The sequence below is a fragment of the Cohnella abietis genome, assembly GCF_004295585.1.
In the GTDB taxonomy this organism is placed as follows: Bacteria; Bacillota; Bacilli; order Paenibacillales; family Paenibacillaceae; genus Cohnella; species Cohnella abietis.
In genome coordinates this window covers 418,189-440,831 of sequence record NZ_AP019400.1, presented here as the reverse complement: position 1 = coordinate 440,831, position 22,643 = coordinate 418,189, and the positions used below count along the sequence as shown (strand labels likewise).

Annotated in this window: 16 protein-coding genes and 1 pseudogene; 6 read left to right on the top strand and 11 right to left on the bottom strand. The window is 43.9% G+C overall.

Going from position 1 to position 22,643, the window contains the following annotated elements; translation table 11 throughout:
* The first annotated feature begins 21 nt into the window (after positions 1 to 21).
* Entirely contained in the window at positions 22 to 966 is a 945-nt protein-coding gene (locus tag KCTCHS21_RS01795; protein WP_130604853.1) for a hypothetical protein, read from the top strand.
* An 81-nt stretch (positions 967 to 1,047) separates the two neighbouring features.
* Here KCTCHS21_RS01795 and KCTCHS21_RS01790 read toward each other — a convergent pair whose 3' ends face one another.
* From KCTCHS21_RS01790 to KCTCHS21_RS01780, 3 genes are all read right to left on the bottom strand, one after another.
* Positions 1,048 to 1,896, bottom strand: a complete 849-nt coding sequence (locus tag KCTCHS21_RS01790; RefSeq protein WP_130604852.1) for a gluzincin family metallopeptidase — start codon at positions 1,894 to 1,896, stop codon at positions 1,048 to 1,050.
* A 73-nt stretch (positions 1,897 to 1,969) separates the two neighbouring features.
* Positions 1,970 to 2,635: a GntR family transcriptional regulator gene (locus KCTCHS21_RS01785; protein WP_130604851.1), complete on the bottom strand. Its 666-nt coding sequence runs from the start codon at positions 2,633 to 2,635 to the stop codon at positions 1,970 to 1,972.
* 572 nt (positions 2,636 to 3,207) lie between these two features.
* The gene (locus KCTCHS21_RS01780; RefSeq protein WP_130604850.1) at positions 3,208 to 3,882 is read right to left on the bottom strand and encodes a helix-turn-helix transcriptional regulator; all 675 of its coding nucleotides are present in this window, start codon (positions 3,880 to 3,882) and stop codon (positions 3,208 to 3,210) included.
* A gap of 188 nt (positions 3,883 to 4,070) precedes the next feature.
* Between KCTCHS21_RS01780 and KCTCHS21_RS01775 the strand changes: the two genes are divergently transcribed.
* Entirely contained in the window at positions 4,071 to 5,444 is a 1,374-nt protein-coding gene (locus KCTCHS21_RS01775; protein WP_331871689.1) for an MFS transporter, read from the top strand.
* Positions 5,445 to 5,560: 116 nt separating this feature from the next.
* On the top strand, positions 5,561 to 6,235 hold the full coding sequence (locus tag KCTCHS21_RS01770) for an MIP/aquaporin family protein (protein WP_130604849.1): 675 nt from the start codon (positions 5,561 to 5,563) through the stop codon (positions 6,233 to 6,235).
* A gap of 79 nt (positions 6,236 to 6,314) precedes the next feature.
* Here KCTCHS21_RS01770 and KCTCHS21_RS01765 read toward each other — a convergent pair whose 3' ends face one another.
* On the bottom strand, positions 6,315 to 6,836 hold the full coding sequence (locus tag KCTCHS21_RS01765; protein ID WP_130604848.1) for a hypothetical protein: 522 nt from the start codon (positions 6,834 to 6,836) through the stop codon (positions 6,315 to 6,317).
* Entirely contained in the window at positions 6,833 to 7,723 is an 891-nt protein-coding gene (locus tag KCTCHS21_RS01760; RefSeq protein ID WP_130616302.1) for a DMT family transporter, read from the bottom strand. The genes KCTCHS21_RS01765 and KCTCHS21_RS01760 overlap by 4 nt, the downstream gene beginning before the upstream one ends.
* Positions 7,724 to 7,896: 173 nt before the next feature.
* Between KCTCHS21_RS01760 and KCTCHS21_RS01755 the strand changes: the two genes are divergently transcribed.
* Positions 7,897 to 8,463 (top strand): nucleotidyltransferase family protein, encoded by a 567-nt coding sequence (locus tag KCTCHS21_RS01755; protein WP_179952679.1) that lies wholly within the window; start codon positions 7,897 to 7,899, stop codon positions 8,461 to 8,463.
* Here KCTCHS21_RS01755 and KCTCHS21_RS01750 read toward each other — a convergent pair.
* The 4 genes from KCTCHS21_RS01750 to KCTCHS21_RS01735 form a co-directional block, all read right to left on the bottom strand.
* A complete protein-coding gene (locus tag KCTCHS21_RS01750) occupies positions 8,460 to 10,088 on the bottom strand; it encodes an AraC family transcriptional regulator (RefSeq protein WP_130604846.1) in 1,629 nt (542 codons plus the stop codon). The genes KCTCHS21_RS01755 and KCTCHS21_RS01750 overlap by 4 nt on opposite strands.
* Positions 10,081 to 11,073 carry an ABC transporter substrate-binding protein gene (locus KCTCHS21_RS01745; protein WP_157993915.1) on the bottom strand — a complete coding sequence of 331 codons (993 nt, stop codon included), beginning with the start codon at positions 11,071 to 11,073 and terminating at the stop codon, positions 10,081 to 10,083. Before KCTCHS21_RS01745 ends, KCTCHS21_RS01750 begins: the two co-directional genes overlap by 8 nt.
* A gap of 679 nt (positions 11,074 to 11,752) precedes the next feature.
* Complete coding sequence (locus KCTCHS21_RS01740; RefSeq protein WP_130604844.1) at positions 11,753 to 12,031, bottom strand: transporter suffix domain-containing protein; 279 nt, start codon at positions 12,029 to 12,031, stop codon at positions 11,753 to 11,755.
* A 110-nt stretch (positions 12,032 to 12,141) separates the two neighbouring features.
* The gene (locus tag KCTCHS21_RS01735) at positions 12,142 to 12,534 is read right to left on the bottom strand and encodes a GNAT family N-acetyltransferase (protein WP_232058038.1); all 393 of its coding nucleotides are present in this window, start codon (positions 12,532 to 12,534) and stop codon (positions 12,142 to 12,144) included.
* Between the two features lie 304 nt (positions 12,535 to 12,838).
* On the opposite strand from KCTCHS21_RS01735, the pseudogene KCTCHS21_RS01730 reads away from it, so the two are divergent.
* Together KCTCHS21_RS01730 and KCTCHS21_RS01725 are read left to right on the top strand one after the other, a co-directional pair.
* Positions 12,839 to 14,446 (top strand): annotated as a pseudogene (locus KCTCHS21_RS01730) (helix-turn-helix domain-containing protein); the annotation flags it as partial.
* 115 nt (positions 14,447 to 14,561) lie between these two features.
* On the top strand, positions 14,562 to 15,416 hold the full coding sequence (locus KCTCHS21_RS01725; protein ID WP_232058037.1) for an ABC transporter substrate-binding protein: 855 nt from the start codon (positions 14,562 to 14,564) through the stop codon (positions 15,414 to 15,416).
* A gap of 224 nt (positions 15,417 to 15,640) precedes the next feature.
* Here KCTCHS21_RS01725 and KCTCHS21_RS01720 read toward each other — a convergent pair whose 3' ends face one another.
* Entirely contained in the window at positions 15,641 to 16,384 is a 744-nt protein-coding gene (locus KCTCHS21_RS01720) for a serine hydrolase domain-containing protein (protein ID WP_269472759.1), read from the bottom strand.
* A gap of 213 nt (positions 16,385 to 16,597) precedes the next feature.
* Positions 16,598 to 22,423 (bottom strand): S-layer homology domain-containing protein, encoded by a 5,826-nt coding sequence (locus tag KCTCHS21_RS01715; protein WP_130604841.1) that lies wholly within the window; start codon positions 22,421 to 22,423, stop codon positions 16,598 to 16,600.
* Between the last annotated feature and the right edge of the window lie 220 nt (positions 22,424 to 22,643).

Genomic DNA, 22,643 nt, shown 5'->3' with positions numbered 1-22,643 from the left:
GAAATTAAAGGGGTGTCGGAGATGATAGATCAGTCCACTAGAGAAATTGAGAAGAAAAAAGTAATAATTTGGTTGGCTTTAATCCTTTGCGCGCTCCTTACCCTAGTAGGCATATCAATGGGGGATTGGCGTATGGCGCTTGTAGCAGGAGGCATCACAATCGCTTGCATTGCTGCCCTATCAGCAATAAATCGCCAATTAGATGCTATTCCACCTTACAGGCCGGGCAAAGGCTTCTGGTTCTATCGTCTTTCACGAAGTCGGAAAATCCATGTACTGACTGTCGGTCAAGTGGTTATTTTTCTTGTTATTATTGGGTTACAGGGGTTTAAGATATCTTCCGTTATGTATGCTCTCGTCCTTATTTCTACAATTCAATTTATGTTTAAAAGCCGAATTAGTCATCATACTCCAGTAGATCAGGCATCGCTGTTCGAGTTAGAGGATATAGGCGTTATCCAGCCAAGTGAATCCGTTATCGGCCTGTACCAAGATTTCCAGAGCTGGACCACTGCTAACGGAGGAGCCAAAATACTTCTATTAACGCCCGAACGTTTGATAGCGATTCGCATGATAAATCCGAATGAGGGCGAACGTACGGAAATTCCGTTAATGGACATCGATCGTCTTGGACTTGTAGGTCAAGGAAAGAAAGGGGAAGGATTGCTGTTATCAGTAGGAGTGTCAAACGGTTCAATCATTCGGTTTATGCTGCTCGGGCAATCTTTCCACTATTCTCCTGAGCAGTTCATTCAGCAGTTTCTGGAGTTGTTAGACAAGCGGTCAGCCGGACAAGAAGGAGTTCTGGAATCCGCTCAGAATTTACGTGTACGTCCGGAAGAACATCCCCCTATTCTAAACCATCCGGTGTTCCGGCCTATAGATCTTCATAATGAGCCTGTTGTTCCAGCTTCTGATACACCTCACCAGCCATCGGCTACCAAACCAAAGGTGATAGACTTTTAAGATAGCTTTCTACCCCAGTGGCGGCTATAGCGCGCAGCGTTTCTGATCAATAGGCGCAAACATACTAAATAAGCTCTTAACTTACTTCCTCAAATCTTCACTCCATTGTTCATACAATTGATTTAGCGAGATATTCAGTATTTGTTCGATTTGCTCAGGGTTTTTGATAAGCTCATTCAGTGCATCTACCCCATACTTATTACTAATATAACGCACGATTGTCCCACTGAAAAAATAAGCCTCATGACCGGATTTATCAAAATATTCAGGACTACTCAATTGCTCAAAAGTGGGAATGTCTGCGAAATTCGTGCGGGTCTGTAGTTCAGCCTCGAGCTGGTTTGAGACATAATAGGCGATGCCTTCATCTAAGAATTTCACCTGTCCAATAGCGGGGTTAATCTGTTGAATGACTGCATGAATAAATTCATGTATAACTTGAAAAGTGTATTCATCTTCATTCTTTTGATTGCTGAAGCTTGAAGGTGTGTACACTTTAATGATATTTTCCTCCGCGACGTATGTCCCTTCCGTACTCCGACCTATCATCTTCTGAAATTGATTTTTATTGGAATACACGTGAACAACCGTTTTGCCAGATGGCTCATATTTAAAAAGCCCAACGATGCGCGGATAATTGGCTTCGAATGAATTCGCCAAAGTCTGAATCATATCACTAACCTTTTCAGTGGCATCAGGACTGTAAAATAAGCCGTGCTCGGTTTCTTGTACAAGCGATAGCTCCCCATTATGAGGCGGCGAAATGGCGGGACTGCTGGTGGGGGTGCTGGTGGGACTGCTGCTGGGCGTGCTGGTGTTGTTAGTGCTGTTGTTATTATTATTTTTATTGTTATTGCCGCTAGAACAAGCTGTCATAGATAGTACCAGTAGAATCGTTACACATCCCAGTATGTATAATCGGCGACTCATCGCTTGATACCCCCGGCTTCTTTTTATTAGAGCTTTATTATACTTATTGCTTATTGCTTATTGCTTATTGCTCTTATATCATAGCGTACAGCTCATTCATTGGCCTAATTAAATTTTGTTTCATTCTAGCCGAGGATTCGTTTTTATCGCGTTTTTCCAAGGCTGCTATGATCAAAACATGCTCTTCCACTGATGCTAGCGTTTCAGTAATAGACTGCTTCAAGAAGACGTACTTAAACCTTCTGATGTGAATCTGCAACGATGCACTAAATGATGCAATATACGCGTTATCAGACGCCTCCACAATAAGATTATGGAACTGCTCATCTAGCTCCATCGCCTGATAAGGTTCACCATTCTCTATGGCACTAGAGAATTCTGCATTTAACTGCTTCAGCTTCTCAATCTGTTCCGGCAAAATCTGTTCTGCTGCATATTCAGCTGCCAGGGCATGGAGCACCGCGAGAGTTGGGTACATTTTCAGAACATCATCTTTTTCAATGCTCGTCACTCTTGTTTCTTTTCCGGGATGCATCGAAACCAGTCCCTGTACCTCCAACAGCTGAAGCGCCTCCCTTATTGGAGTTCTACTGACAGCTAGAGATTCTGCAAGCTCGGCATCCAGTAATTTTTCGCCCGGTAGCAGAGTTCCCTCAATGATCCAACGTTGGATTTGGGATAGCGCTCGTTCTTTAGCAGACAATCGAATCGGGGAGGTAAAATTTTTAGGTACAGGCATTTCAATCATCCTTAACATATTAATTTTACATGCAATATATCGCATAACTATGTTGAATGCAACCCAGGTACAGCTTAGTAGCCCTCAGTGCCTTATTTCATAAAACGTGCCTCGATCCGGCGTTCTTAGTAGCCCTCAGTGCCTTATTTCGTAAAATGTGCCTCGATCCGTCGTTCTTAGTAGCCCTCAGTGCCTTATTTCGTAAAAAGCACCTTGGTCCGGCGTTCTTAGTAGCCCTCAGTGCCTTATTTCGTAAAATGTGCCTCGATCCGTCGTTCTTAGTAGCCCTCAGTGCCTTATTTCGTAAAAAGCACCTTGGTCCGGCGTTCTTAGTAGCCCTCAGTGCGTTATTTCGGAAAATGTGCCTTGATTCGTCGTTCTTAGTAGCCCTCAGTGCCTTATTCCGGGGAAAGTACCTTGGTTCGCCGTTCTTAGTAGCCCTCAGTGCGTTATTCCGCAAAATGTACCTTGCTTCGCCGTTCTTAGTAGCCCTCAGTGCCTTATTTCGCAAAATGTGCCTTGGTGGGCGGTTGGTCCCCTCATAAAATCAGGCTTCCAAGGTCATTGTATACTTAGTGAGCATTAGTGGCCTTAGGTTTAATCAAATAAACACACCTGAAGTCGCCGCTTAGAATATGCTCGCTTCTTTTTACCTCTACCTGATCACCAAGTACCTGCTCCAGCATTTCCTTTTCTTTTCTGCAAATACCTGCACACACCTGCGCAACTGAGCAGATGGGACAGTGTCTCTCTATAAAGCTAAAGGAACCATCGGGGTTCTCAATTGTTTCGGCCATGTAGCCTTCATTCGTACGAGACTCCGCAAGAGCGACTAACTGTTCGTTTAACGGAAGGGTCGTAGGAGCCTTATCCAGATACTCTTTAATCAATTTCTTGTTACGAACTTCTAACAATTGGTCTAACCCAGCATCTCCGAACGCTTCCTTCATGGATTCGATTAAGTGAATCGAAAGATCGGCATACCCATCCGGAAAAAACCGATTAGCCTTCGGTGTTAACCTCCACATTTTCGCAGGGCGGCCCATCGATCTCGGCTCTTCTACAAAAGTGACCAATTGTTGTTCCTCTAAATGATATAAATGCTGTCTTACCGCCATCCCCGAAACTCCAAGCTCCTTAGAGAGCTGGATGGCGTCCGCAGCACCTTCTTGTTTCAATAAATTGATAATCGCACGCCTCGTTCTTACGGCTGCAACTTCCTGTTTGGTTTGCTTCTCTTCCTTCATCCCCATACCACCTCATCCCGAAATCAAATATAGGTATACGGAGATTGTAAAGAAAAATGTTGACAAAGTCAAAATGCAAACGTACATTTACTTAGTAAAGATTTATGTTTATAAAGTATCCGGATACAATAATGAACATAGATTTAACGCACCTAGATTTAATACATATAGAAGCTGGAGGCAACATCATGTCTAAACAACAAAGCATATTTAGTCCACCGTATCTCCTATTATCACTTGGCATTATATTAGCGGTTATGGCCGTTGGATTTGAAGGCTTAGCCATAACAACGGTGGCTCCCGCTATCGCGAGTGACCTAAACGGGATTCACTTGTACGGATGGATTTTTAGCGCGTATTTGCTAGCCCAAATTATTGGAACACTCGTAGTAGGTCGTCTAATTGACCGCAAAGGTCCCGCACAACCTTTTACAATAGCACTCCTTATCTTTGTAATTGGACTCGTATTGGCAGCACTTGCGAATAGCATGTTCCTTCTAATAGCATCTCGCGCACTACAAGGACTTGGAGCAGGGGCCATGATGACGTGCGTATATACGGCTATTTCGTTAAAATACCCCGACGAGCTACGTACTAAAATACTAGGTGCTTTCGGTACCGCCTATGTTCTACCTTCAATGCTTGGCCCTTATGTGGCAGGCGTTATCTCCCAACAGTTCTCGTGGAGGTATGTTTTTTGGGGCGTTCTGCCAATCTTACTTATCTCCTCGTTCCTTAGCTTACCTGCTTTTCGGAAAATACAATCCCCGGCTGTTAAGGCAACAAGCGGCGGAATGACATCTACTTGGCTAGCCGTGTTATTGGCCATAGGTACTGGGATTTTCTTGAGGGGCCTAGGGATGTTACCTGAAACACTAGGAATTATATTAGTTATTGTGGGTGTGGCACTCATGGTGCAGCCGTTACGCAAGCTACTGCCAGCAGGAACCTTGACTCTTCGAAGAGGCTTACCTTCTGTGTTGGCGACACGGGGATTATTTTTCGCCGGATATGTTAGCACCCAGAACTTCCTCGTCCTTGCCTTAACGGATATCAAGGGTCTGACTGCTGATACCGCCGGTTTAATTGTAGCTAGCGCAGCCATTAGCTGGAGTGTTGTGGCCATTTTACAAGCACGATGGGATGCTGCAGATAATGGTCGAGGCCGCAATGCAAGAATCGTCATTGGCATACTGCTGCTTGTTGTTGGATTTACGACTGTTTTCTGGATTCCAGCTGTCAATATTGCCATAGCGGTCATTGGCCAGGTCATTGCAGGTATTGGAATGGGACTTGCCCACCCTACTAGCGGTGCAGTTGCCTTCTCGAATATTGGAAAAGGTGGATCCGGAGAGGTGTCCGCGAGCCTTCAGTTTGCCGATTCATTTACACCTGGCGTTATCATTGGTGTCGGTGGAGCGATCATCGCCATTAGCCAAGCATCTGGAGTGTCGATGGAAAACGGTCTTATCATTACCATGGGATGTAATCTGTTATTGATTCTTCTATGTTTATTTGCTAGCACACGAACTAAAACTAGCCCAGCAGCCGATCATATCTAAATATTAAATTGTAAATTTCCCTATTGTTCAGAAATAATTCATATCCTTTGCATATAATTTCCATAGAGGAACATCAAAGAACTATCTTCAATGATGAGAAGATATGGAGGTTGTGTATGGGAGCTTCTTGGAAAAAGGGAATTGCGGAGTTTATTGGAACGTTTGTGCTTGTACTGTTCGGGTGCGGAAGTGCTGCAACAGCTGGAGGAAATCTAGGAAATTTAGGAATTGCTTTTGCTTTCGGCTTGTCCATTGTCGCTTTGGCTTATGTGATTGGGCCAATCTCGGGCTGTCACATCAACCCAGCTGTTTCCTTCGCTTTTTGGATCAAACGTAAGCTTTCAAGCAAGGATTTCTTCGTTTATGTGATTTCACAGCTAGCTGGTGCGCTTGCAGGTGCAGGCATTCTGTATGCCATCATTGATTCAACGGGAAGTGCCGTAACAAATCTAGGCGCCAACGGCTATGGAGAGGGCTATGGGATTGGGATTTCACTCTTATTGGCACTGGTCGTAGAGGTCATTCTTACTTTTGTTTTCGTCTTTACCATTCTAGGTGTCACTTCGGACGAGGGTAATAGTAGAGTCGCAGGTCTAATCATTGGTCTTACACTCGCATTCGTACATATCCTAGGTATTTCTTTAACGGGCACTTCTGTAAACCCGGCAAGGAGCTTAGCTCCGGCGCTACTCCTTGGAGATACCGCTCTCTCCCAAGTATGGGTGTTTATTGTCGCTCCGCTTGTGGGCGCAGGATTAGCTGCCTTGACTTTCAAGTCCCTTAAACGATAAGAAAAGGTAACTATATCTCCTTAATCTTGCAGCTTGGGCTATCCCTAAGGTCTACCAAGACCAGGGGATAGCCCTTTTTTCAGCCTTCTAGGCTCACAAATTCCTGCGGATTCGACCGAATGTACACGCTAATTCGTGTATGACTTTCTCGAGCATTTTCCAAAAAACGCCCAAATAAGACACTTACAGTACGCCGGAGCTCATTGTCATGATCCAAATCCGGGATAGTAGCATCACTCCATTGAACACCTAGCTCGCTGTTTCTTATTTCTAAAGTCTCTTTCGTTTCCTCAAGTAGACGTATCATCGAGGTATCTTCAAAAAAGCTCAAGCTGCCCATTACTCCCGACCAATATCCCGATTTATCCAGCAGGTAGCATACCCAGGCATAATACTCCCCCGCCGAATTTATCGCATGATCGTGCAATACCCTAAACATGCATAAAGCTTGTTGCCCCTTGCTTAGCTGTGTTATAACCTCTGTTTTCACGGATTCATTTTTCCCACGAATTTGCAGGAAGGTTGGCTCCATGCACGCCCACCCAAGTCTTTCATCATTTAATGAATCGAAATTCTGCTTACTCATCGCTACTAAAGTCATTTTATACCTCCTTCTACAGAACGTCGTTTGCGATTTGCAAGGAACACGCCCCCAAGAATGAAGACCAGTCCCAATAATAAATTCCAATGAATCTGTTCATTCAGCAGTGTACTACCCCATATAATTGCACTTGCTGGGACAAGATAAGTGACCATTGTAGCAAACTCTGGGCTCCCTTTTTGCACCATATAATAAAAGAGGATATAGGCAATACCTGAGCCGAATACACCTAAGCCGATGATCATAGCCATATTGCTGGACGAAGCAAGATGGGACCATGAAACTTGTTCAACAGAAAAGGCCATCCCACCGCTACCAAGCATCGCACACAACAACGTGCCGAATGTGATTTGATACATCGATAATTCCTTAAACCGTCTGGACAGCTGAGAGCCAAATGCATAACACAACGTTGCTGTAATCATACATACAAAGCCAAATAGATCCACTGAAATAATCGAAACTGGGTTAATACCCAGTAAAACAAGCAAGCCGACAAAAGCAACTCCCATACCAATCCATTGCATTCTGTTCGTAACTGCTTTGAAAAACAGTGTTCCGACAACAATTGTCCACAGCGGTGTAGTCGCATTTAATATCGATGCCATTCCGCTGGTCAATCTCGTTTCGCTTAGCCCGATAAGTGCCCAAGGAATTGCAGTATTCACTAAAGCCATAACGGCCATTGGAATCCATGGTATTCTCTTCAATTCAAATGGCTTGCGCAAAATGAGCATAATGATAACAATTGTAACTAAACCGAAGCTTGATCTGAGGAAAGCAATCGTCCACGGACCAAAATCCTCAAGCAGCTGTTTAATAAAGAAAAATGAGCCACCCCAGATGAGACTAAGAACAATTAAGGCGGTAACGAGTAGACGAGGCACATAAATTCCTTCTTCCTTACGTTGTCGAAGCTTCCTGCTGATATGATTCAATCTTACACCTTGTCTTGGATATTCAACAGCCTTTAGGCAAAGCGAATTTTACAGCTTAAGTAATCTATTTTATATTAGAGTGGACGTTCGACTTTATGGAAGGGGGTAAGTAACCTTAGATGATGAAAATAAACAAAGAGGAAGACATTATTCAGCTTGTTAAAAAGGATATTTGGATGATGGAGATACTAAAAACAGTACAAGGCTTGAATCTGCCTGACTGGTGGGTTTGTGCAGGCTTTGTACGTTCTAAAGTTTGGGATGTGCTTCACGGGTTTACTAATAGAACACCACTGCCTGATGTAGATGTGATCTTTTTTGATAAAGGTAATGTTAATGAAGAAGTAGAAAAGAAATGGGAGCAGAAGCTTAGAAGTATTAATCCTAACATTCCTTGGTCGGTCAAAAATGAAGCAAGAATGCACGTAGCAAATAACATACCGCCTTATTCATCTTCCGTAGATGCGATCTCAAAGTTTCCGGAAACAGCGACAGCATTGGGTCTCACAATAGATGAACACAACAAAGTCCACCTAGTAGCTCCTTGTGGAGTAGAAGATGTTTTAAACTTCATTATAAGGCCCACACCATTTTTTGAAGAAACGACCGAAAGAACAAAGATTTATGAAGAACGCATTGCAAAGAAAAATTGGAGGGCGATTTGGAATAGGCTCCAAGTTGCCCCCTAGCTACTAAATAACCGTGGAATTTCGTTCAAAAAGCGGCTGATAGCGTCGGCTGAATAATCATTCCATGGAGCCTCGAAGCAGCTGCAATTGGAAGCCAAGTGAACTTTATTATTCTGTACGGCTCGAAGCTTCTTCCATCCCTCTGACTGTCTCAAGCTGTTCCATCTCGTTTGGGAGGCTGGATTGTCATTCACATAGACTAATATTCTATCGGCATTCCATTCGGCTAGCTCGTCTGGTTCAATTGACTTGGCCCATCTAACCTCACTAAGCCCCTCTGGCATTACGAACCCCAGATCATCGTACAAAACCGTCCCTGCTCGATGTCCCCATATTGTCAACTGATTGCCACCGACGATGAGAACGAGGAGCGTTGCTCGACCCACAATCGGATGAAGATCAGCTTTAATGACCGATACTCTTCTTTCGTAATCTTTAAGCCATTCCTTCGCAACCTGCTCCTGCGATAGAAATTCGGCCACGCTCAATAGGTGACTGCGCCATTCATCCTCCCAACTCAGAAACAAGGATGGAGCGATTTGTCTTAGCTTGTCCTGCTCTTCAATGGGAATAAACTCATGGATACCGATAATTCTTTCCGGCTTAGACTGCTCCAAAGCGTTCAGGTTAAACTCATATTGATGACTCAGAGGCACTTTGACCTCATATTCGTATTTGTTACGATAGTGATCGGTCCAGTAATGGTCCATCGCCGCCGCGAATGGAATGATCTGCAGTGGAACTATCTGCCCAAAGTTAACCCAGCTATAGGCGGCGATTTTACGTTTTTGATTTCGTTGATAGATAGCTGGAGCAATCCCTGTCTGTTTCTTGAACAGACTGCTGAAATAGCTCTCGTTCTTGTATCCGACTTGATAGAATATGTCTCCGAGAGATGAGGAATCCGGTTCGCTCATTAATTGCTTGGCATCCCTAAGCCGTAAATCCGTTCGATATTCCATGACGCCTTTGCCGTATCGCTCTTTGAACAAACGCATGAAGTGGAATCGGCTCAGACCTGCAATTTTGGCTAATGCATCTATTGTAATCTCACTTCTGTAATGCCTCTCTAGCTCCATTCGTGAAGCCTCAAGTGCCAGCTCAGTCTGCTGCTCCTGATAATGAAGTGCCAAGCCCAGTAGCTCTAGCAATCCAGCTTCACAACGAAGCCATGCCGAAGGAGTACCATTGCCCCAGTGGGAGCTGATCGTACTGAAGAGATAACCAACTGTCATTACGGATGGGATTATCGCTTCGCTTGGAAACGGAAAGGAATCAGATGACGGAGTCGATGGAATAGTTAATTCATCAGAAGGCATAGCATACGTTTGAAAATAAAGCAGCAGTATTTCAAGCGGGTGTCCCGTGTAATTCGTTAGTTCAACGAGTTGACCGGGGACGCATACAAATAACGATCCGGGACGTAAGACATGCAATCGCCCATCAATAATCAGCCGTCCGCCATGCGCATTCGAGAGAATTAGGAGATGAGACTTCGTCTCGATGAAGTTTCTTTCGGATTGTCGAGTATTCGTTGTGTCTCTTAGAACCTGAACATCCAGCAGCCGATAACAAAGACGACCCGCAGCCATAGGCTGCAGGTCTAAAGTATGCTTTTTATTCATGAACGTTTTTCAGAACATCATCTATCATGAGCTTGCTAGCAATCACGTTGGCGTTAAACCAATGACCGGAGTCGGCTTCGAATACGTTACCCGCTTTCACAGCTGGTAGTGCCTTCCAGAGAGGATTGTCAACTGGCGGCTTGCCTCGGCCTTTACCAGAGAGGACGAAAATATAGTCGACTTCCTTCAACTGCTCAAGCATTTCCATCGAGTAGGATTCATAATCACCATTAAGTAAAGCTGGCTGCTTGAAGCCCAGTGTATTGTAGAGCGTTTCACCACCGTAAAAGTTCGGACCAAACAGCTTAAAGGTTTTCTCATCACCCGTTTGTATAAGAATAGCTGTCTTCTCAGCTGGGAGACTACCAAGTTGGCTTTTCGCTTCTTCAAGCTTCTTATCGTATTGCTCCAACGCTTGCTTAGCCGCATCCTCTTGATTCATTAAAGCACCAAGCTTCTGAACATTTCCCCGCCAATCCATCGCATTATCAGATAACACGAATGTTGGAGCAATTTTGGAGAATTGATCATAGCTGTCATTAGGTATATATGTAGGCGCTAGGAAAATAATCAAGTCCGGGGAATACGAGAGTACTTCTTCAGGCTTCAAACCACCGTTCATATCCAGAACCGGTATGTCTCCCAGCTTATCTTGCAAATATTGCTGAGGCACACCAGCTACTCCCCATTGGGCTACGGGTTTAATACCCATTGCGGAAAGTGGATCTTCCATAAATGCTGCAATAACACGTTGTGGGTGAGTAGGCACTTTAACCTCGTGACCCACTGCGTCTGTCAATATACGGAAAGCCTCTTCTTCTGCAGAAGCGGAAGGTGAAGCGCCAGTCTCAGCAGTATTCGACGGCTCTTCTACAGCAGCCGAGGAGGTTGGTTTAGCATCGTTGTTCGAGTTGCCACAGGCGGCTAAGAAGGAAATGAGTACGACAGTTAGTGCCAATTGCGTAAAGCGTGTAATTAATTTCATTTTTGTATGACCCCTATCGTTGATATTGATTATCATTATCTCTACTGATTATAGGGGTATTCAGCCTAATTGTGAATAATGGATCGTGCTTTCTTTTTTAATTTCACAGCATAATTGTTTTCTGTGGCTGTTTGGAGGGCACGACTGGTGGAAAATGGTACCCTTGGGGTGTAATTGCTCGATTTTTTCTTACAACAGGGTACTCTGATGGCTCTCTTGGGGCGCGTTGCTCGATTTTTTCGTACAACGGGGTACTCTGATGGCTCTCTTGGGGCGTGTTGCTCGATTTTTTCGTACAATGGGGTCCACTAGTGGCTCTCTTGGGGCGCGTTGTTCGATTTTTTCGTACAATGGGGTCCACTAGTGGCTCTCTTGGGGCGCGTTACTCGATTTTTTCGTACAATGGGGTCCACTAGTGGCTCTCTTGGGGCGCGTTACTCGATTTTTTCTTACAACGGGCTCCCCTGATGGCTCTCTTGAGGTGCGTTACTCGATTTTTTCGTACAATGGGGTCCGCTGGTCGCACTTTTGGGGCGCGTTACTCGATTTTTTCGTACATCGGGGTCTGCTGGCGGCTCTCTCGGGGCGCGTTGCTCGATTTTTTCGTACAACGAGATCCTCTCGTGGCTCTCTTGAGGTGCGTTACTCGGTTTTTTCGCATAATGAGGCCCGCGACGAGTCACTCTTCCTTATGACTACCCTCTTCGCTTGGCTGCTTCTTTCTCCAGTTCTTAGGGTTGATGTAGCCTCTAATTTTTTTGGCAACTTCTCTTCCTGCTAGCAGAACGCCGGTCCAGAACAGTATTTCTGAAACAATGAGAGCGACAGTGATGATTCCCGTTCTTGCTTTAACGCTAATTGGAATAAAGGGAACTACAACAGGAGTGATCCATAGTAGCATAGACACGATAATAAGGGTAAGCCCCAGCTTATAAAAAATGCTTTTCTTGCTTTTCATCAAAAAAACCTCCATGGTGGCTACTCGTTGTATCATTCTAAATTGCTATTAAAGATCAAGTTTCTCCAAATAGATCATACTCAACCGCGTATTAATTATTTCCGTCTTTACTATTTTGTAGCCAATTTTCTCATATAGTCGAAGATTTTTTCGCTCTTGTTTCCAGTAAACAATTCATATCTTATAGGCCTATCAAAAAACGATTCGATCTTTAACATCAATTGTTCGCCAATTCCCAAGTTCTGGTGATTAGGATGAACGATAAGCTTACCAATATGGCAAGTCCTCTCTTTTAAAAGACCCCTCACTGAACCAACAATAGAACCATTCACAACAGCTTTAAGGAAGATATAATTTTCGAATTGCTCCTGAACTTCCGCCAGAGGCTGCACCATTGGCTCGATGCTATAGTCATTATATATTTCTGCTTCACTTACATAAGCGATTTTTTGAAGTGCACGTATCTCTTCTGCATCAGATAGGGCTGCTCTATCGATAATCATTTACTACATCCCCCTGACGGAAAATAAATACTAAGCAGGACCGTATAAAAACCGCATCCCTCCAGAAAAAGACATTCTTCGTATCCTCATTAACTATAACCATTTTTTGTTTTCAAAGCTAACCAAACTTAAATATCTGTCGCGGCTCAAAGGACGACTGCAATGTTCAATCTACTAAAAGTCATGTGTTCTTTACGAAAATATGAATTTCTCCCAGTACGGAAGGAGGCGGTTTAACGTGATAGAATGTAATAAGCTTATTTAGCTCTATTAAAGAAATTATCATTAAATGGGAGAGATAACTATGCCATCGTCCCGCCCTGCTTGCGCACAAGCATACCCCTATCCCCATTCCTTCTTTATGCCCATTCGCCTGACCACTTTAGATCAATTAATCGCGAACAATACATGGGAAGAAGCTACACCGTATTATCGTGTTCTTATCGTTTGGGGTGGAGAAGGAACATTATATATTAATAACCAGCCGCATGAGATATCCCGGGGAAGTGTATTTCTATGCGATTCCCTGCCCTACTTAAAAATACAGCAGAAGTCACTATCCCCACTCCGGGGAATTCAAATCGAGTACCAGTGCTTGACCTCTAATGGCTCTAAACCATATGGACTGACGTGCTCCTCCCCTCTGCATCGCTGTCCAGCTGGGACTTTGAGGTTGGCAAGCGAATTAGAAAGTATGTGGCGAGAGCCACAGCTCAGTGAACCCTTCCGGGTACAGCAGCTCTTTATTGAGCTTCTTACAGAGCTGCACAATGAGCAGGCTGCCAGGAAAGAGCAGACCCTTTCATGGCTTGATCAGGCTTTATTGTATATAGAAACTCATTACCACAAAGATCTAACACGGGAACAGCTGGCCGATATAGCCAACATAAGCCCTGAGCATTTCTCACGTATGTTCCGTAAGCATACTGGGCGTACCTTCAATGCTCATCTGACTCTCCTTCGGATTCGTAGTGCTCAGCGCAGTATTTTATCCGGAGCACCCCCCGATTTGAATACTCTTGCGCAGGAGGTTGGCTATAAGGAAGGCTCCTATTTAAGCCGCAGATTTAAGGAGCTTACCGGACTGTCACCCACCGCCTATCAGCAAAAGACTAAACGAATCGTTGCACTAAACTTTAATCATACAGCAAGTTTAATGGCACTAGGCATCATTCCCGATCTTGGCGTCTACACGCCGTGGCTGGAAAATACACAAAGCAGTAAAACTATTCATATCGATCAAAAGCTTAATCCCTACGAACACACACCATCTGCCTACTATAAAGTAATCGCCGCCGCCCGACCGGATGTTATTATCAGCTATAGCAAGGCGAAAGAAAATAAGAGCTTACTTCCACTCGCTCCTGTACTGGAGCTGCCACATATGACCATGAACTGGCGCGAGCAGTTCCGCTTAATCGCAGATATGGTCGGAAGAAGACATAAAGCAGAGGACCGCTTAGCAGAATACGATGAACTACTCGGCCAAATCAATCAAAAACTTGACCATGAGCTCGGCAATCGAGGAACAGCTATTGTCTGGGAAATCGGTCCGAAATCAGCCTATTGCTTCAGTAGTAATTACGGCAGAGGCTGCCAAATCCTATATGATGACATCGGTTTTCGTCCTCCATCCCAGCTGTTGGATCAAGGAATAGCCTTCCGTGGGTATATAGAAGCCGAGATTGAATCCATAGCCTCCTACCCAGCTGACCATATCTTTATTACCGATCTACCTTCCTATCCTAGCGGCCAACAACGTATCAATCGACTGTTCCGCTCTAGAAAATGGGCAAATTTAGAGGCTGTCCGACATAATCGGGTATACCTATTGAACCAGCCTGAAATGTTCTATGGCTACGATCCGATTTCTTCACAGGCGCAGCTTAAGGAGTTACTAAAGGCGCTGACATAACATCACAAATTTGCATAACCTCGTATCATTTCAAGGCATAGAAATTTCCCTCTTTATATTGTAAAGTTATTTTGATAATGATAATCGTTATCATATTAAGGGGGATTAAAAAATGTTTTCTAGACAACCGCACGACAAGCGTCGCCTATCCGTTATGGTTTCATTATTGCTCCTGCTCACCATTATAGTATCCGCTTGCGGAGCTACCAACTCCAATAGCAGCGAGAATTCAAGCACCTTGCCGCCTTCGGCAAGTGCCTCCGTCGCTCCATCGGAAGAGACTGGACAGGCTTCACCGGATACGGCAAAATTTAAAACCGTCTCTACCGTTAACGGAGATATTGAAATCCCAGTTCACCCGAAGCGGATTGTGGCTGAAGAATATTTGGGCAGCCTAATTGTCTTGAATGTTATTCCAATAGGCGCTCCAGGACTAACATTGCAAAATTATTATTACAAAGAGGCACTAACTGGCGTGGCGGATACCGGTGTTTATGGAAAGCCCTCTGCCGAAAGCATTCTCGCTCTGAATCCAGATCTCATCATTACCGCCAACGGAGATAGTTACGAGTTGCTTAGTAAGATTGCACCAACTTTGGTCATTCCTTATGGTAATTTGAAAAATGCTCACGAAGAGCTGACTTATTTCGGCTCCCTGCTCGGTAAAGAAGAAGAAGCCAAGACATGGCTAGTTGAATTTGATAGCCGCATTGCTGCAGCCAAAGCTAAAGTCGATGCCGCCATCCCAGCCGATGCATCCTTCTCTATTATGGAGGACGGTGGTAAGACTACTTGGGCATATGGTGATAATTTTGGTCGAGGTGGTCAGCCGATTTATCAAGCTTTAGGGCGTAAGCCCCCTTCTGGAGTTGCCGAAGAAATCATGACCAAGCAGTGGGCTGAAATATCACCCGAATTGCTTGATAAATACTCAGGGGATTATATTGTTATAACCTCCAACAATTGAAAAGCTGAGGATTTTCAAGCTGATACAATTTGGGGAAATATCCCTGCCGTGAAGAAGGGGCAAATATACACATGGCCAGAAGAACGCTCCTGGTATTATGACCCTATGGCTGTTCTTGCCCAGACCGAAGAGCTAGCCAACTGGCTCTCCCAATTGGGGAAATAGAAATGAGTATAAGGTGGCTGAATTGGATTAACCTCCAGATCAGCCACCTTCTTATAACTCTATTTCTCATTACTCATTAGAAGATCATTAGCCAGATCTCCAAATTTTCTGATATCGCTTAGATAATCGTAGCCAATAGGATTGCTTAACTGATTAAACATTCTAACTACGACTGCCTCATATTTCGGAATTACTAAGCAAGCGCATCCTGTAATTCCGAGTGTTTGGTAAGAGCAGCTCGGTAATCGTCCCCCTAGCTGGCTTAGAGGGGAGTCGCTTTGTAACGACCAAATAAATCCGTTTCTTGGCTGATGAGCCGGAATGTTATCTGGTGTTTGAAAGGTCGTTATACGTTCGAACACCTTCTGGGACACTATCTGTCTACCCTCTACATAACCTTTTCTTAAATGTAAATTACCCCACTTCGCCAAATCTCTTGCACTTATAAAGAGATTCCCCTGATCTCCAGCATCACTGTTATTAGGCCCTACCCAAGTGTCCTTCTCCTCGTAGTAGCTGTAGATGAGGTGCTCATGTTGCTTAGTTCTCCATCCTGTTTCATTAAGGTTACAATTTTCAAAAAGCTGATTTTGCATAAAAACACTCAAGGTCTGCCCCGACACATGTGAGACTAATTGGATAAGCATGTTTATGCCCACATTCCTGTAAGCCCAATCTTCCCCGGGCCTAAACTCTCGTATGATTTCTCCATCCTTTTCAATTAAACCATGGGTATGAGTAAGTAAATGTCGCAGAGTTACTCCTGCCGCAATAGACTTGAATTCATTCAAATAGAAACCAATCTCATGATCAATACTTTGGATTAGCCCTTGCTCAGAATACCTTCCCCCTTATTGATATTCTCTTAGCTCAATGTATCACGATCTCTTTTGGTTAGGCTTATAGATTAGAAAAAAGCTGGTCAAGCCCTGTCTTTTTGGACGAAGGCTTGACCAGCTATGTGAGTTTGCTTTTCTACTTGTTACAGCGAAAATATTTGTGTTTATATCTATTTATTATTTCACTGTGTCGTCCAGAGTTTTCACAAACACTTCGCTTCCGTTCTCTTTGCGGGTCGCCTTATGGGAGTGGGAAGCCTCTTCAACTTGCCCGAATGCCCAGTGACTGCTTGATACATCAGGGAACGAAGGCGTTACATTCGTCAGTGGTCCTCTGAACAGCATTTTATTAATTAATGAAACAGCTTCTGAACGGATAATGTTACTGCCCGGCTTAAAGGTACCATCCGGATATCCATTAATTAATCCATTCCGATACAAGGCCTCAATTGCCGCCGCGGACCAACGTCCTTTAACATCTTCAAATTGTGGCTTAATCGGATTTGAACCATCTATCTCCAGGAAACGAAGCATAACGACAGCTAATTCCTCACGTGTAACCGGAGCTTCAGGACGGAATGTTCCGTCATTAAAGCCTGTAAAGATTTTGTTATCGGTCACGATTCGAATATACCCGCTTGCCCAATGCTTGGACGGAACATCTGAATAATTTGCTTTATCATTCGTATTTCCTCCATTAATTAAACGGGCTACGATTGCCGCAAGCTCTGCACGAGATAGCGTATTTTTAGGCTTGAATTTCGCATCTGGATAACCAAGAATATAGCGTATATGCTCGACATCTCCGTATCTGTTGGAGAAAATCAGAAGCTTTAAGGAAGACTTCGCATATTCTGGGTTAGCCCATTCGCCGTCTGCTGATTTGGCTTGAGCTGTAACTTGGACGATTTTCTCAGCTGCATTCGCTTTAGGGAATTTGAGCTTGACCTTATAAGAGCCCTGCTGATTAATACCTAAATCCTTAACTAGCCAAGTAATCGTATTGCCTGAAACCTTCCCTCCGTCAGCATCAATTACCTCAGCTCCAGCAGGAATCGTGATCGAAATTTCTCCTGACTTTAATAGTAGATTTCCATTATTACTATAGTCTACTACGATCGTACCCGTGCTTTCTTCTTCATACTGGCTGCTACTTGTCGTCAAATTAACCGTCAAGTTAGGTTTACCTTCTGTAGGCGGTGTTACTGGTGGGATCGCCGGAATGTATGGCCCGTTGTTAGAGAACGCATATAACACCACATCATGTCTGACAATATCAGTACCAACGGATATTTTGCCGCTTGAATATCTAGGGAAGCCTGGAGCCTCAACAACTACTTCGTAGTCCGTATTCGGATATACCATGTACGCGTAATTACCTAGAACATCCGTATACTGGGTAGGGCTTGCGTTATCATTAGGCTCAAACCCTGCAATTGGGGGCAAATACACTTCATTGGTCGTTCCCCAATAGTACAATGTAACTTTGGCTCCTGGAATTGGCTTATTGCCATCGGAACCATTCATTACTGTTCCGTAAGGATCTACCAGATCTTGAACAATGTTCAGCTCACCCGATTCCGTAACCTTAATAACAGGATACTTAATCTTCGAAGGATCAAGCGGGTCTGGCTTGCCGTTGATCAGGATTTCCTTAAACACACCTGTAGGTCCATTCTTATCGTAAATCTCCATTTGATACCAAACTTCCATTTGGTAATCCTTGTTGGTTATGAGGTTGTCTGCTGTGAATATTCCTGTACCGGTTCCTTCTAGCAGGAACCAATCCTGATTGATAGCATCGTTGTGCAGATAAGCGCCAGTTGAATCCTTCAATTTTACTTTCAGATTACTCACCGCGCTGTTGCCGAACCATCTGGACTCTCCGTTTACTGGAAGATTAAGTCCGACCAAACCGGTAACAGTTTGCGTAGACGGGAATTCCTGGCTACCAGCTCCTGTCACAGTTCCAACATTAACGTTCTGTGTAAACTTGACTGGTACTGATTGTCCGCTACTTTGAATAGGAATTGTGACTTCAATTTTATACTGTTTGTCGCCTTCTGGAACAACAAAACGATAGCTGCCCACATTGTCATCTGCAGTTGTAGTAAAGCTCTTCGTCCAACCCGTGGCCGGATCAGTGATCTTTACTATGGCACCCGCCACTTTAACACCTTCATGAATGACGACACCACTAACTGTCGCTGGTGCAAAAGTAACGGTAATATCATCCTCTGCCTTCAGTTTCAGGACATGATCCCGGACTTTAGCCGTAACTGTAATTGCTACTTCATTCGTACCGATAATTTTCTCCGAGTAATAAGGAATTGTTGCAATACCATTACCATTCGTGAGCACTTCAATTGAAGTCACATGCGCACTGGTTATTGGATCAACGAAGTAGCCTGATTGACTCGGAGGTACATTGAATACAACCTTCGTATTAGCGACGGGATCTCCGTTCTGCTTCGTCACCTTCGCTGTCAACGTCGAGAATGATTGTCCATCACCCAAGATAGAATCTGGACTAGCAGTCAGCTTGAGCTTGGCATTGTCATAGTCTCCGTTCTCTACGGGGAATAGAACGAGTTTACCAAGGTTTTGCGTACCAGTCGTAACGGGATTAGCGCCTGGAGGCGTATAGTTAAGCTTTACATCAGCCTCTGGCGGAATACCATTAGTTAACCCACGATTCGCTAAATCAGTAGGATCAAATTTAAGTACTAATTTACTAGGGCTTGTTCCATTCCAGTCTAAATGGTAGACGGTAGCTGTAACAGAAATTTCTGGGTGGGCAATATCAGGTGTAATAACGACGGTAAAGCTGCCCGGCGGTACCGATTGCGGATTCGTAATGGCACTTGGGAACGTCAGTTCCACCTTATTACGTCCACCGTTATCTTCAATAACAACCGCTTTATTCGGACCGAACTGATTTTGAACTGGATAATCTTTAGAATCAGCTGTTGTTGGACCAAGTGGGCGGAGTACGTTTCCATTCGGGTTAACTTGATCTACAATACTTCCGTTTACCGAAGGCTTGTAAATAAGCTGTACTTCTTTGTTATAGTCAACTTTCGTATCTAACGTCAGGATAAACGTATCCGATCCGCTGCCACCAATATCGGTGACGTCAATCGGATTGTTAAAATCTCCACCCACGACAATCTGAAGTTCAGGTTGACCGCTAATAATCTTCTTATTTGGAAACTTAACAATTACTTGCTTACGGTTATCGTCGTTGACCGTAGCACTTGTCGGTTCGAAAGCCGTCTGATTATTAATTGCGTAGTCCCCAGTGTATACAGCTGAACCAAGAGCTCGTAATTGCTGATTATGAATATCAACTATCGGAGTAGTGCCTGTTTGTGCTGGATTATATTCCAACGTTAATGTAGGAGAGCCACTAACCTCGTATGGAATTTTTCCATCTTTGAATACGGTATTCAGATCCTGCTGATCAAGAGCAAGCACCAGAACGTCTGGATGTAGCGGATCCCAAACAACACTATCCACGCTGATAGGTTTACCATCGGAAAAAATTTTAAATGCTGTTTTAATGTTGTTGGCAGGCTGCTTTAATGCTGACGGTAGCTTCACTGTTATTTTATTACGTGCTTCATCATTGATAACATTAGCTGATAATGGCTCTATTTGATTCACAACTGGATGGATGAATCTGTCCAGATTTTCATTAGTTTCACCAAGAATCGGCTCACGTTTAATACCTGTTACACCAGCAGGCAATTTAGCTGGATCATAACTTAAGCTTACTACGGCATCTGCTGGAATCTTGCCCTCCCAAGCTGAGTTAAGATTATTCGGATCAATTGTCAGGTCTAATATCTTGCCGTCAGATGAATCTTTAACCACGTTAGTCACGCCAACTTTAACCGGCGGATTCTTACCATCATTTATTACCACTTCAAACGCAGCCTTAACACCGAGATCGGGATTAACAAGTTTATTCGGAAACGTCACTTTAATCGTGTTCCGCCCTGCATCGTTAACAACGGTCTGACTTTCTGGTGCGAAACGGTTAATAACAGAGATCGGTGTTCCATTCCCGTCAGGAAAATTTTTCAATGTCTTTTCTCCCGAGCGGTCTGTTACCGATCCTGAGCCCGGAGTTGTTGGGTCTTTCGGATCTCCGTCATAATGTAGAACTGGAACGACATTAGGCGGAATAATCGTATTTGGAGATACTTTATCTGGATCCAGCTTCAGAACAAGCTTAAACGGATCTTTATCTCCATTTGTAATAACATAATCCTCAATAATAAGGGGGATTGGATCTGAGCCCGGAATCTCAAGCCAAAACCCGCCTGGTTTAGTCGGATCATATTTAACCGGGATGTCGAAATCGGCAATCACCTTACGGCGATCGTCACTGACTTCAGACTTAACTACCTTAGGCTCTTCAGCACCAAACAACACGGGGGCCTCATCATAACGTCCACCGCCGTGTGGAGCGCTATACCCCTTCAAATCGCCGCCGATACGTGCTTTTACGTTAGTGAGATGTGGTATACCGAGATTGTAAAGATCGATGCTTGCTTGTCCATTCTCGTCCGTAGGAACAGTAATTTCCCATACTTCTTGCGTCTCGTCATCACTACTATGCACAAAAGACTTTTTGACTCTAGTATAGCCAAGGGCTTTCATGAGAATCTCAGGGTCGTCTTTCCTGACTTCAGTTCGGACCGGAGCACCAGTCCCAATCGGAACATTCACAATTCCGTCAACTAAATAAAGCGAGAATGTGACTGGGTAACCCTTAATCATTTCATTTTCAGCCGTATACACCTGAGCAGTAACCGATGCTTTAGCTTCATTTACTTTAATTCCTTGATGGTCTTTTCCTTGATACGGGGTCTGATACTCAAACGCTTCTTTATTAAGTATTTTTATTTTTGTTGGTGCCTGCTCAATATTAGTACCGCCACTATTAGGAACAATTAATCCACTGTCATTATTAAAATACCACTTCAATAGATCGTGGTTTTGGTTCATCCCCCCAGTTGAGGCAGTAAAACCGACATAAGCTTCATCTTGGGTTAGTATGCTTGATAGATCCACACCCGAAATATCTAATACTGGCTTAATATCAATACTTGCGCTATCGCTTGCTCTAACACCTACTAATCCCTTACTAGTACCCAATGTAGGGAATCCTTGAATTGTGACAGTTGTATCCTGTTCCTTTTCATTAGTACCTGGCCCCATAATTGGAACAAGATATTTTCCATTTGCTTCTTCTTTGATCAAATAGACACGAAGTTTATCCGCTACCCCGTCATACTCAATCCATGAATGATAAACCCCATTAGATAGATCCATATCACTAGATTTCAAATTCGCCAGAATCTCGTTACGCTCCGCTTTGCCAGCAACATTGCTAGCATCTGGATGTGTCACGATCCCATTTTTATCATATGCGATATGGCTCGCAATTTTATCGTCTCCACCTATTGCTAGTGGATCATTTTTCTCTGGATTATAATAAGTGTCATACTCAATACCAATACTTCTTCCTACTTCTTCATAACCAAGTCCGCCGCCAGTAGATCCCGCTGCGTTAGAAGCCGTTTGTACAACAAACACGATACCATCGGCTGCTCGGCCTCCACTAATCGTTCGTTTCATCTGAAAGTTAAAATAAGTACTAAAGGAGCGATCATTGGATAAAGATATCCGCTCCTTATTAAAGGCAGATCCACCTGTAGTATTGTACTGTCCAGCTAGACGCAGTTTCCCTTGTCCACTCTCCTCGATCCAGCCCAGATCAGGCTTGACCACGTTCGAATTATACTGAATCTGATCCTTCAGTGGATGAGACGGTAAGAAATTGTCATATTTTAATGAAAGATAGGTACTATCCTTCACTGTATCGACAACTCCCGCTGCCTCCGCCTTTAACTGATTCGCGAATGGAAAACCCGACACAAGAACGAGTATCGCTAGCAGTAGGACTAATGACTTTCTAAACCATACTTTCATTAGTAAACCTCCATCTTTTCTTGATATTTGTAATGTTAGAAAACCCTATCTAACAAATTTTAACAGGTAATTCTATACAACTTCTGAACAATTCCGACATACTCTGCCGAAAAACTGAATTTTTCTCCAACTTTCGCACAATACGAGAAAAAAAGTGGCTTCAAACCACTACAGCCACTCGACCATAGCTTATTTGAGACACCCCCTCTATTTTAACCCC